The 13,050-nt window shown below is 65.9% G+C and carries 7 protein-coding genes; 6 read left to right on the top strand and 1 reads right to left on the bottom strand.

Annotated elements, in window-relative coordinates:
• Window positions 1–19 precede the first annotated feature (19 nt).
• From smc to def, 5 genes are read left to right on the top strand one after another with little or no spacing between them, the layout of a single operon-like run.
• Window positions 20–3,553 carry a chromosome segregation protein SMC gene (gene smc / locus NRS07_RS12080; RefSeq protein WP_259207193.1) on the top strand — a complete coding sequence of 1,178 codons (3,534 nt, stop codon included), beginning with the start codon at window positions 20–22 and terminating at the stop codon, window positions 3,551–3,553.
• Window positions 3,550–4,731: a cell division protein ZipA C-terminal FtsZ-binding domain-containing protein gene (locus tag NRS07_RS12075; protein ID WP_259207189.1), complete on the top strand. Its 1,182-nt coding sequence runs from the start codon at window positions 3,550–3,552 to the stop codon at window positions 4,729–4,731. Before smc ends, NRS07_RS12075 begins: the two co-directional genes overlap by 4 nt.
• A 13-nt stretch (window positions 4,732–4,744) precedes the next feature.
• A complete protein-coding gene (ligA, locus tag NRS07_RS12070) occupies window positions 4,745–7,102 on the top strand; it encodes an NAD-dependent DNA ligase LigA (protein ID WP_259207187.1) in 2,358 nt (785 codons plus the stop codon).
• Between the two features lie 11 nt (window positions 7,103–7,113).
• Window positions 7,114–8,007, top strand: a complete 894-nt coding sequence (gene galU, locus NRS07_RS12065; RefSeq protein WP_259207185.1) for a UTP--glucose-1-phosphate uridylyltransferase GalU — start codon at window positions 7,114–7,116, stop codon at window positions 8,005–8,007.
• A complete protein-coding gene (gene def, locus NRS07_RS12060) occupies window positions 8,004–8,540 on the top strand; it encodes a peptide deformylase (RefSeq protein ID WP_259207183.1) in 537 nt (178 codons plus the stop codon). Before galU ends, def begins: the two co-directional genes overlap by 4 nt.
• A 69-nt stretch (window positions 8,541–8,609) precedes the next feature.
• Here def and NRS07_RS12055 read toward each other — a convergent pair whose 3' ends face one another.
• Window positions 8,610–10,361 (bottom strand): DUF885 family protein, encoded by a 1,752-nt coding sequence (locus tag NRS07_RS12055; RefSeq protein ID WP_259207182.1) that lies wholly within the window; start codon window positions 10,359–10,361, stop codon window positions 8,610–8,612.
• 240 nt (window positions 10,362–10,601) lie between these two features.
• On the opposite strand from NRS07_RS12055, the gene NRS07_RS12050 reads away from it, so the two are divergent.
• A complete protein-coding gene (locus NRS07_RS12050; RefSeq protein WP_259207180.1) occupies window positions 10,602–12,995 on the top strand; it encodes a TIM-barrel domain-containing protein in 2,394 nt (797 codons plus the stop codon).
• Window positions 12,996–13,050 lie beyond the last annotated feature (55 nt).

Genomic DNA, 13,050 nt, shown 5'->3' with positions numbered 1-13,050 from the left:
CATTCGCCACCGAAGCAACGTGCGCCTCTCCTCCATCAAATTGTCGGGATTCAAGTCTTTTGTCGATCCCACCAATTTCCAGGTGCCCGGCCAGCTGGTCGGCGTGGTCGGCCCCAACGGCTGCGGCAAGTCGAACATCATCGACGCCGTGCGCTGGGTGCTGGGTGAATCCAAGGCAAGCGAGCTGCGCGGCGAGTCGATGCAGGACGTGATCTTCAACGGTTCCACCTATCGCAAGCCGTCCGGCCGCGCCTCGGTTGAACTGGTCTTCGACAACAGCGACGGCAAGGCCGCCGGCCAGTGGGGCCAGTATGCCGAGATCGCGGTCAAGCGCACGCTCACGCGCGACGGCACGTCAACCTATTACATCAACAGCCAGCCGGTGCGGCGGCGCGACATCCAGGATATTTTCCTCGGCACTGGCCTCGGTCCGCGCGCCTACGCCATCATCGGCCAGGGCATGATCTCGCGCATCATCGAGTCGCGCCCCGAAGAGCTGCGGGTCTTCCTCGAAGAAGCCGCTGGCGTGTCCAAGTACAAGGAACGCCGCCGCGAGACCGAAAACCGTCTGTCGGACACGCGCGAAAACCTGCTGCGGGTCGAGGACATCCTGCGCGAACTCAACGCCAACCTCGAGAAACTCGAGGCGCAAGCGCTGGTGGCCAATCGTTTCCACCAGTTGCAGGCGGACCAGGAAGAAAAGCAGAAGCTGCTCTGGCTGCTGCGCAAGAACGAAGCGAAAGGCGAGCAGTTGCGCTGGTTCCGCGAGATGGAACAGGCCCAGCTCGAGCTCGAGGCGCAGACCGCGAAACTGCGCAGCGTCGAGCTCGATCTCGAACACCTGCGCCAGGCCCATTTCGCCACCGGCGACCGCCTGCATACGGCCCAGGGCGTGCTGTACCAGACCAATGCGGAAATCGGCAGCCTGGAGGCGCAAATCAAGTTCGTGGTCGAGTCGCGCACGCGCCTGCAGAACCAGCTTGGCACGCTCGCCGCACAGCGCGACCAGTGGCTGGCGCAGCGCCAGCAATACCACGAGCAGATCGAGGAAGCCGAGTTCACGCTGGAAGAACTCGGCGCACGCGCAGAAGCGGTGCAAATGGCAGTCGAGGCGCACGGCGAGCGGGTGCCCGAGCTGGAAACGGCATGGCGCGAACTGTCGGGGCGCTCGAACGAATCGCGCGCGCGCATCATGGGCGTCCAGCAGCGCATCGAACTGGCCAGCGCCCACCAGCGCAACGCCGCCGGCATCTTGACCAGCCTGGCGAGCCGGCGCGAACGCCTGCAGCACGAACGTAATAACCTGAACCTGCCCGACAGCGCCACGCTCGACAACCTGCGCATGCAGCTCGAAGAAAAACAGCTGGCTTTCGAGGAGCAGACCATGCTGCTGGAACAGGCCAGTGCGCGCCAGGAGGCGGTCGCAGCCGAACGGCGCGAGGCACAGGCCCAGGTCCAGCACGAGTCTGGCGCAAGCGCCCGGCTCGAAGCGCGCCTGGCCGCGCTGCGCCAGATGCAGGACCGGGTGCAAACCCAGGGCAAGGTCCAGCCCTGGCTCGACAAGCACGAACTGGGCGGCTTGCCGCGCCTGTGGCACAAACTCGACGTCGAAGAGGGCTGGGAAAACGCCCTGGAGGCGGTGCTGCGCGAGCGCGCCGGTGCGCTGGAAATGTCGAACCTGGACTGGGCCAACGGCTTTTTCGGCGATGCGCCGCCGGCGCGCCTGGCGCTGTACTCACCGGCCTTGTCGACGGGCGCATCGTCAACGCCGGCCGACGCGCCCGGCCTGAAACCCTTCGCCAACCTGCTGCGCCTGAACGACCCGGGCGTGCGCGGCGTGCTCGACGACTGGCTGCACCGCGTCTACGTGGCGCAGGACGCCGCCGAAGCCCTCGGCGCGCGCATGCGCCTGCCCGCGGGCGGCAGCTTCGTCACGCGCCAGGGCCACCTGATCACGCAATCGAGCGTACGCTTTCATGCGCCGGACGCCGAGCAGGACGGCATGCTGGCGCGCCAGCACGACATCGAGAACACAACCAAGCAACTGCGCGCGCAGGCGCTGCTGGCCGACGAGGCGCGCAGCCGCGCCACCCGTGCCGATGCCGCCGCCAGTGAGCTCGAACGGCGGCTGCAAGATGCCCGCCAGCGTGCGGGCCAACTCCAGCGCGAGGTGCATGCGCTGCAGATCGACGTGCTCAAGCAAAGCGAGATCGAAGCGCGCTTCAACCAGCGCAGCGGCCAGATCGCGGCCGAACTCGGTGAGATCGGCGCGCAGGAAGCCGAACAGCGCCAGGCAGCGCTCGAGGCCGAACAAGAATTCGAGCAGCTCGATATGGAATTGTCCGAGCTGCAGGGTGCCCACGAAGACGGCCAGACTGCCCTGATGGACCAGGAACAGGGCTTGGCCGATGCCCGCCAGAAGCTGCGCGAGCTCGAGCGCGGCGCGCAAGAGGCGCAGTTCGCCGAACGGGCGCAGCGCAGCAAGATCGACGAGCTGCGCCGCAACATCGCCACCGCCTCTAGCCAAGCCGAGCAGGTTGGCGCCAGCCTGGCCGCGGGCAGGCTCGAACTCGAGGCCCTGGAAGCGGGCAGCGCCCACGAAGGCCTGCAGGAACTGCTGGAGCGCCGCAGCGCGCAAGAACGCGCGCTGTCCGACGCCAGGAGCGAACTCGATCAGGTGGCCCTGCAGCTGCGCCAGGCCGAAGAAGCGCGCATGGGCAACGAGCGCAGCCTGCAGCCGCAGCGCGACCGTATTACCGAGATGCAGCTCAAGGAACAGGCCGCGCGCCTGAACCAGGAGCAGTTTGCCGAGGCCCTGGCCTCGACCGGCGCGGACGAAGCGCAGCTGGCCGAAAAGCTCGATCCCGAGCTCAAGCCGCAATACCTGCAAGGCGAGGTCACGCGCCTGACCAATGCCATCGCCGCGCTCGGCGCGGTCAACCTGGCGGCGGTGGACGAGCTGGCCCAGGCCACGGAGCGCAAGCGCTATCTCGATTCGCAGAACCAGGACCTGCAAGAAGCCATCGCCACGCTCGAAGACGCGATCAGCCGCATCGACCGCGAGACGCGCGACCTGCTGCAAGACACCTTCGACCGCGTTAACACCCATTTCTCGGAACTGTTCCCGATCCTGTTCGGCGGCGGCAATGCCAAGCTGGTGATGACGGGGGACGAGATCCTCGATTCGGGCGTGCAGGTGATGGCCCAGCCGCCCGGCAAGAAGAACGCCACCATCCACCTGCTGTCGGGCGGTGAAAAAGCGCTGACCGCGACTGCCCTGGTGTTCTCGATGTTCCGCCTGAACCCGGCGCCATTCTGCCTGCTCGACGAGGTGGACGCGCCACTGGACGATGCCAACACGGAGCGCTTCTGCCGGATGGTCAAGCGCATGTCCGAACATACCCAATTCCTCTTTATTTCGCATAACAAGATTGCGATGGAGATGGCCAATCAACTGATCGGTGTGACGATGCAGGAGCAGGGCGTATCGCGCATCGTGGCGGTGGACATGGAGTCCGCCGCGAATTTCGCTACTGAGGCACAAGCAGCATGACTGAATTACAAATGAGCCTGATCGCGGCCGCCGGCGTGTTCGTCGGCGGCGTCTTCTCTTATAACAAATGGCAGGAGTACAAGGCCCGCAAGAGTGTCGAGCGCGCCTTTGCCTCCGATCACGACGACGTCCTGATGCGCAGCGGCGACACCCTGGTCGAGCGCCAGGAACCGATGCTCGATCTTGGCGCGGAGTCTCCGCTGGCGCCGCTCGACGTCGACCCGGACCTGGCTGTGCCCGGCCGTTCCGCGCCGGTGACGCAGTCGCCGGCATCGTCCTCGAGCATGGCGCCGATCCATGCGGCGCCGGCGCCGCAGCCAGCGCCGTCGGCCCCGCCAGTGGCGCTGCCTGGCACTACGGCGGGCATGCCTCCGGCCGAACTGGCCGAGAGCCTGGTCGATCCCCTGATCGACTGCCTGGTTCCCTTGAACTTCGAAGGCGCGGTGCGCGGCGACAAGATCCTGCCGTCGCTGCACAAGCTGCGCCGCGTCGGTAACAAGCCGATCCACTACATCGGGTTTGCCGTCAATGGCGACTGGGAGCCGATCGTGCATGGCGGCGTCTACACCAAGCTGCAGGCCGGTGTCCAGATGGCGACCCGCACCACGGCCCTGAACGAAATCGAATACTCCGAACTGGTGTCGCGCCTGCGCGCGGTGGCCGACGAGATCGGGGCCGAGCCGGAAGTGCCGGACATGATCGAAGTGATGAGCGAGGCGCGTACGCTGCACCGTTTCGTGTCGGGGCACGACGCCCAGCTGGGTGTGAACCTGGCCTCGAACGGTGCAGCCTGGCCGATCACGACCCTGATCGGGGCGCTCGAGAAGCAGGGCTTCGACGTGCGTCCGGATGGCCGTTTCTCGATGCCTGACGGCGACGCCGGAGTGCTGTTTACGCTCTCGACCAATGTCACCCTGGGCGCCGAATCCACCAGCCGCCTGACCCTGCTGCTGGACGTGCCTTGCGTGGCTCCGGCGCGCGACGGCTTCGGCCTCATGGTCAAGACCGCCCGCGAGCTGGTCATGCGCCTGGACGCCACCATTGTCGACGACTTCGAGCAGCCGCTGTCGGACGAAGCGCTGGACGAGATCAAGGGACAGGTCGCCGAGTTTTACCAGGAAATGGAAGCGGCGGACATTCCGGCCGGCTCCACCCGCGCGCTGCGCCTGTTCGTGTAAGGACCGGGCGACGATGAGTGTGACGACGAGCGCGACGCTGGCGCCAGACGTGCTGGCGCGGATGGCGTGGCTGGTGGAGCAACTGAACCGCCACCTCTACAATTACCACGTGCTCGACGCGCCGACCATACCCGACGCCGAGTACGACCGCCTGTTCCAGGAGCTGCAGGCGCTGGAGCTGGCCCATCCGGAGGCAATCACCAGCGACTCGCCGACCTTGCGCGTTGGCGCCGCGCCGATTCCCGAGTTCGGGCAAGTGACGCACTCGGTGCCGATGCTGTCGCTCAACAACGCTTTCGCCGACGAAGACGTCGACAACTTCGACCGCCGCGTGCGCGAGGGGCTCGACGCCAGGCAGGTCGACTACAACGCCGAGCTCAAGTTCGACGGCCTGGCCATCAGCCTGCGCTACGAAAACGGCGTGTTCGTGCAGGCCGCCACCCGCGGCGATGGCTTTACTGGCGAGGACGTGACCGCCAACATCCGCACCGTCAAGGTGATTCCGCTGCGCCTGCACGGGCCCGAGGCGCCGGCCATACTCGAAGTGCGCGGCGAGGTGCTGATGTTCAAGGACGACTTCGCGCGCCTGAACGCGCGCCAGCGCGCGGCGGGCCAGAAAGAGTTCGCCAACCCGCGCAATGCGGCCGCTGGCAGCCTGCGCCAGCTCGATGCGCGCATTACCGCCAGCCGCAAGCTGCGCTTCTTTGCCTACGGCGTCGGGCTGCTGGAGGGTGCGCAGCTGCCCGCCACCCACTCCGGGGTGCTCGACTGGTTCGTGCAACTGGGCCTGCCGGTTGCGCCCGAGCGCGCCGTGGTGACCGGCCGCGACGGCCTGCTTGAGTTCTACCGCGGCGTTGGCGAGCGCCGCGCCAGCCTGCCGTACGAGATCGATGGCGTGGTGTACAAGGTCGATGGCGTGGCCGACCAGGCCCGGCTCGGCTTCGTGTCGCGCGCGCCACGCTTTGCGCTGGCCCATAAATTCCCGGCCGAGGAAGCCTTGACCGTCGTCACCGCGATCGACGTCCAGGTTGGCCGCACCGGCGCCATCACGCCCGTGGCGCGCCTGCATCCGGTAGCGGTCGGCGGTGTCACCGTCACCAACGCGACCTTGCACAACGAAGACGAAGTGCTGCGCAAGGACGTGCGGGTGGGCGACACCGTGGTCGTGCGCCGCGCCGGCGACGTCATTCCCGAGGTGCTGTCGGTGGTGCTCGAGCGCCGCCCGCAGCCCGAACCAATGCGCTATGTGTTGCCGAAAACCTGCCCGGTGTGCGGCGCGCACGTGATGCGCGAAGAAGGCGAAGCCATTGCGCGCTGCTCCGGCGGCCTGGGCTGCGCGGCCCAGCGCAAGGAGGCGATCCGCCACTTCGCGGGTCGCCGCATGATGGACATCGACGGCCTGGGCGACCGTTATATCGACAGCCTGGTCGAATGCAGTCTGATTCATGGCGTGGCCGACCTGTACCAGCTGACCCTGGATGACCTGCTGACCATGAAGCGCCTGGCGGACGAGCGCGATGGCAGCACGCCCGACACCGTCAAGAACGGCAAGGTCGCCACCAAATGGGCCGACAAGCTGCTCGAAGCGATCGCCGCCAGCAAGCAGCCGCCGCTGGAGCGCCTGCTGTTCGCGCTCGGCATCCGCCACGTCGGCGAATCCACCGCCAAGACCCTGGCCGACTGGCTGGGCCGCTTCGAGCTGGTGCGCCAGGCACCGGCTGCACTGCTACGGGTGCTGCCCGACATCGGTGGCACCGTGGCCGACGCCATCGCCGAATTCTTCGCGCAAGAAAAGAACCAGCAGGCGATCAATGCGCTGCTGGCGGCCGGCGTGGCGCCGCAGGGCGAACACCCGCCCAAGCCGGCCCTGCGCGAAAAGCTCGACGAAGCCAACCTGCTCGCGGCGCTGGGCGTGCCGAAACTGACCGAGCCACGCGCACGCCAGCTCCTGGGCGCCGGCCAGACGCTGGACTCGCTCAGCCACCTGAAGGTCTTCAACGTGTTCGGCCTGCCCGCCACGGTGAGCGCGGCGCTGGAAGGGTGGATGGCGCAGCCGGGCAAGCGCGAGCAGCTCGCCGCGCTGGCACGGCTGCGCGGCGAGCTGCTCGCGCAGCTGCCCGAGCAAGCCCCGGCAGCCGAAGGCCGTTTCGCCGGCAAGACCTTCGTGCTGACCGGGACGCTGCCAACCTTGAGCCGCGATGCCGCCGGCGCCCTGATCGAAGGGGCGGGCGGCAAGGTGGCGGGCTCGGTATCGAAAAAAACCTCGTATGTGGTGGCCGGCGCCGAGGCGGGCAGCAAGCTCGCCAAGGCAGAGGAGCTGGGCGTTTCCATCCTCGACGAAGCAGGCCTGCTGGCCTTGCTGGAAACCTAGAAAGGCAAGCCATGACCCTGATCCGCAAAGCCGTATTCCCCGTTGCCGGCCTCGGCAGCCGTTTTTTGCCCGCCACCAAGGCGCAGCCCAAGGAAATGCTGCCGATCGTCGACAAGCCGCTGATCCAGTACGCGGTCGAAGAAGCGGTGGCCGCCGGCATCACCGAACTGGTGTTCATCACCGGCCGCAACAAGCGCGCCATCGAAGACCATTTCGACACCGCCTACGAGCTCGAAGCCGAGCTGGAAGCGGCCGGCAAGCAGGCGCTGCTCGACGTGGTGCGCGGCGTGATTCCGAAGAACGTCACCTGCATCTATATTCGACAGTCGGCGCCGCTGGGCCTGGGCCATGCCGTGCTGTGCGCGCGCCCGGTGGTCGGCAATGAGCCGTTCGCGGTGCTGCTGGCCGACGATTTCATGGATACCGCGCCCGGTTACAAGCCGGTGCTGGCGCAGATGACCGACCTGTACTCGTATGAGCGCTCGAGCATCCTGGCGGTGCAGGAGGTCGCGCGCGAGCACACCCGCCAGTACGGCATCGTCAGCGCCGCCAGCTACCGGCCGGGCCTGGACGTGGTCTCGGGCATCGTCGAGAAGCCGGCCCCGGAACTGGCGCCGTCCACCCTGGCCGTGGCCGGACGCTATGTGCTGTCCGGCTCCATCTTCGCTTATCTCGAACACCTCGGCACCGGCGCCGGCGGCGAAATCCAGCTTACCGACGGCATTGCCGCGCTGATGCAGGCCGAGCGCGTGCTGGCCTACCGCTACCATGGCCAGCGCTACGACTGCGGCTCCAAGCTCGGCTACCTGCAGGCCACCGCCGCGATGGGGCTGAAACATCCGGAAACCGCGCAGGGCTTGCGCGCCTGGCTGGGCGCATTGCTCGAACAGGGCAAATTGCCATGACCGTCCGCGAGATCCTGCGCATGGGCGATCCGCGCCTGCTGCGCGTGGCCGATCAGGTCACCGAATTCGATACGCCTGCGCTGCATGCCCTGATCGCCGACATGTTCGAGACCATGCATGCGGCCAATGGCGCCGGCCTGGCGGCGCCGCAGATCGGCGTCAACCTGCAATTGGTGATCTACGGCTTCGCCAGCAATGGCCGCTATCCGGGCGCGCCACCGGTGCCCGAGACGGTGCTGATCAATCCCGTGCTCACACCCCTGTCGGATGACATGGAAGAGGGCTTCGAGGGCTGCCTGTCGGTACCTGGCCTGCGCGGCAGCGTGCCGCGCTACACCCGGCTGCACTACGAAGGGGTCGACCAGTTCGGAAAGCCCATCGTGCGCGACGCCGAGGGCTTCCATGCGCGCGTGGTCCAGCACGAGGTCGACCACCTGAACGGCATCCTGTACCCGATGCGCATCCGCGATTTTTCGCGCTTTGGCTACACCGAAGTGATGTTCCCTGACATGGATCCGAAGGCCGACGACTGATGTACTCGGGCATGGTGGGCAGGATACCTGCCCACCATGCGCGTCAGGACTGGTCAGGACTGGTCAGGACTAGTCAGGATACGGCGACGGCCCACCCTGGGCAATGAACGTATCGATCCTTTGCTGCAGCACCGGCAGCGGCACCGACCCCAGTTGCAGCACCGTGTCGTGGAAGTTGCGGATATCGAACTTCGCGCCCAGCGCCTTTTCTGCCCGCGCGCGCGCTTGCTGGATCGCCATCTGCCCCAGGTAATACGACAGCGCCTGACCCGGCCACGAGATGTAGCGGTCCACCTCGGTTTCGACCTCGTGCTGCGACAGTGCGGTGTTGTCCATCAAATAGCCTTGGGCCTGCTCGCGGGTCCAGCCCTTGGCGTGAATGCCGGTGTCGACCACCAGCCGCGAAGCGCGCCAGGCCTGGTAGCTGAGCATGCCGAACACTTCGTATGGCGTCTCGTAGATGCCCATCTCGGTACCCAGGCGCTCGGCGTACAGCGCCCAGCCTTCGCCGAAGGCCGAGATGTACGCACGGCGAAAGTCGGGGACGCCTTTCTGCTCCTGCGCCACCGGGATCTGGAAAGCGTGGCCGGGCGCCGATTCGTGCAGGGTCAGCGCCGGCAGGCTGTAGAGCGGGCGCGCCGGCAGGTTGTAGGTGTTGACCCAGTAGCTGCCAGAGCCGCCGCGCCCGGCCGTGTAGAACGGGGCCTGGTCGTCGGGCACCGGCAAAATTGCAAAGCGTCGGCGCGGCAGGTAGCCGAAATACTGGTCGGCCTTGGCGTCGAATTTCTTGGCCGTCCAGGCCGCGCGCATCAAGAGTTCGCGCGGCGTCTTGGCATAAAACTGCGGATCGGTGCGCAAAAACTGCAGGAAGGCGGCCAGGTCGCCCTTGAATTGAACCTGCTGCATGACCGCATGCATCTCGGCGCGGATCTTGGCCATTTCGGCCAGGCCGATCGCATGGATCTGGTCGGCGCTTAAACCGGTGGTGGTGAACTCGACGATCTTCGACTGGTAATACGCTGCGCCCCCCGGCATGCTGGTGGCCGCCAGCGTGGTGCGCGCCCGCGGCAGGTACTCGTTGCGGAAAAACGCCAGTACCCTGGCATAGGCTGGCTGCACCGCGTCGCCGATCACGGCCACGGCTTGCGCCTTCAAGGCTTGCTGCTCGGCGCCCGATACCGATGCCGGAAAGGCCTTGAAGGGCGTGAAGAACACCGTCTCTTGCGGGGTGCTGGCCTCGGCGATCGAGCTCAGTGCCACATCGCGCCCGGCCAGGGTGACCCGCGGCGGCGTAAAGCCGCGCGCCAGTCCGGCGCGCATGTTGGCGGTTTCTTGCGCAAAATAGTCGGGCAGCGCAGCGAGCTGCTTCAGGTAGTTGCGGTAGTCGTCAAGGGTCTTGAACGGACGGCGCGCGCTGGACGTGACGTCGGTCCAGAACGCGCTGTCGGCATTGACGGGCTGTTCGTATTCGCGAAAACGCTGGGCATCGAGCAGGGCGGCGACCTGGGCGCGGTAGACCGCGAAGTTGACGCGCTCGGCCGGCGACAAGTCGGCGGGGTGCAGCGCATCGAGCTCATTGATGATGCCGGCCCAGTAGCGCTCGCGCGCCTGCTGCGCCGGAGCATCCACGCGCGCCAGCACCGGACTCACGCCGCGCTCGCCTTCGGCGCGAGCGAGGCGTTCGGCGACGCGCCAGTTCCATTCTTTCGTGTAGATTTTCTTGAAACGCGCGTCCGCGCTAGTGGCAGCCTCGACCGGAGAAGTGACCAGGCCCAGCAGTAAACACGCGGTCGGCAGTACGGCGCCCCATTGATTCTTCATGATATTCCCGCATTCGATTGAGCGATATTGCTCTGTGCTAGACATCTTAACGGGGATGTCGCCGGTTGACATCAACCAACATGTTTCGGGAAGATACAGCGGTGGCGTCGACGCCGCGGCGCTGCAGCCCGTCTGCTCACTTTGATCCATGTAATTTTATTACACGCACCCTGTCTCGTGCGCCGGAAATCTGGCATGCTCTGGCTTGCCTTTATTTGCTACTTTCAACCACCGGAACCCATGACCACTGCACCGTTCGTCCGCCTGGCCCTGTGCCTGCTCGTCAGTACATCCGCCCACGCCCAGAATGCCGAGCGCCAGCTGCTTGGGGTCAGCGGCAACGCCAATACGCTGGAACTTGCCACCAGCGACGGCCGCTACCTGATCAAGCCGTATTCGGCCAACGTGGTCGAAACCACCTTTATTCCGAATGGCGAGCAGCTCGACGCGGCCTCGCACGCGGTGGTTCTGGTGCCGGTCGATGTCGGTGCGACCCTGACCGACAAAGCCAAGCGCATCGAACTGGCCACGCCCGGCATCACCGTGGTGGTGGACAAGAAGCCGTTTCGCATCAGCTATCTGTACAAGGGCCAGCCGCTGGTAGCGGAAAAGGGCGGCTACGCCAGGGGCGCCAAGTTCGAGACCATCGAATTCGCGCTCGACGAGGGCGAGGCGCTGTATGGCGCCGGCGCCCGCGCGGTTGGCATGAACCGCCGCGGCAACCGTTTCGAGCTGTATAACCGCGCCGATTATGGCTACGGCAAGACCTCGCAGCTGCTCAATTACACGATCCCGGTGGCGCTGTCTTCGAAAAAATATGCGCTCCACTTCGACAATCCGCGCACCGGCTGGCTCGATTTCGACAGCCGCAAGGACGGCACCTTGCGCTATGAAGTGACGGGCGGACGCAAGACCTACCAAGTGATCGCGGGCGACACCTGGGACGCGGTGATGGCGAACTACACCGGCCTGACGGGGCGCCAGCCGTTGCCGCCGCGCTGGGCCTTCGGCAACTTTGCCAGCCGCTTCGGCTACAAGACCGAGGCGCAGACGCGGGCGGTGGTTGACAAGTTCATCGAAGAAAAAATCCCGCTCGACGCCATCGTGCTCGACCTGTTCTGGTTCGGCAAGACCGTCAAGGGCACCATGGGCAACCTGGCCTGGGACCGCGACAGCTTCCCGACCCCCGAAAAGATGATGGCCGACTTCAGGCAAAAGGGAGTCAAGACTATCCTCATCACCGAACCCTTCGTCCTGACGACGTCTGCCCGCTGGCAAGAAGCGGTACAGCGCAAGGCGCTGGCCACCGGCAAGGATGGCCAGCCGGCGACCTTCGATTTCTACTTCGGCAATACCGGCATCGTCGACCTGTACCGGCCGGAAGGGCGCGACTGGTTCTGGGATATTTACAAGGGCCTGAAGGAAAGCGGCGTAGCTGGCTGGTGGGGCGATCTGGGCGAGCCGGAAGTGCATCCGTCCTGGGTGCGCCACGGCGCGCAGGCCGAGAAGGGGGCCGACGAGGTCCACAATATCTATGGCCACGACTGGGCGCGCCTGATTTTCGAAGGCTACCGCAAGAACTACCCGGAACAGCGCCCGTTCATCCTGATGCGCGCCGGTTATTCGGGCTCGCAGCGCTTTGGCATGATCCCGTGGTCGGGCGATGTCAGCCGCGGCTGGGGCGGCCTGCAGTCGCAGATGGAGATCTCCCTGCAAATGGGCATGCAGGGCCTGGCCTACATGCATTCGGACCTCGGTGGCTTTGCCGGCGCGATGCTCGACGATGAACTGTACGTGCGCTGGCTGCAGTATGGTGTTTTCCAGCCGGTGTTCCGTCCGCATGCGCAGGACGACGTGGCGCCGGAACCGGTGTACCGCTCGGAGCGCACCAAGGTGCTGGCGCGCGAAGCGGTATGGCTGCGCTATGCCATGCTGCCCTATAACTACACGCTTGCGTTCGACAACAGCCAGACCGGCATGCCGCTGATGCGGCCGGTACTGTTCGAGGACGACGATGCTACCGCCATGTCGTCCACCTACCTGTGGGGCGCCGATTTCCTGGTGGCGCCGATCGTGGAGCCGGGCGCGACCCGCAAGGAAGTGCACTTCCCGGTCAAGGACAGCGTCTGGTTCGATTTCCATACCGGCACCAGGCATCTGGGCGGCATCACGCAGGTCGTCAAGCCGGTCGAGGCGCACATCCCGGTGTACGTGCGCGCCGGCGCCTTCATCCCGATGGCCAAGGTGGTGCAGAGCACGCGCGACTACTCGACCCGCCAGCTCGACCTGCACTACTACCACGACGCGAGCGTAGCCAGCGCGCAGGGCAATATGTATGACGACGACGGCGAGAGCGCCAATGCGTTCGAGCAGGGCAAGTATGAAATCGTGCGCTTTGCCAGCAGCCATGCGAACGGCAAACTGGAAGTGCAGCTGCGCACCGAGACCGGCAAGGCGCAGGCTCCGGCAGAGCGGGGCTTTTCGCTGAAAGTGCACAACGTGGCCGTCAAGCCGCGCGCAGTGACTGTCGATGGCCAGGCAGTGAAGTTTGTCTGGAACGACAAACACCAGCTGCTCGAAGTACCGGTGGCGGCGCGCAAGCAGCTGGCCAGCAAGGTGACGATCAGTTTGTAACGCCTGCTCGGCTGCAGTCCGAGGGTCAATGGTGCGCTGGTTCGCAACGCGTTCC

The organism is Massilia sp. H6 (genome assembly GCF_024802625.1).
GTDB lineage: Bacteria > Pseudomonadota > Gammaproteobacteria > Burkholderiales > Burkholderiaceae_D > Telluria.
This window is presented reverse-complemented; position numbering and strand designations above follow the sequence as displayed.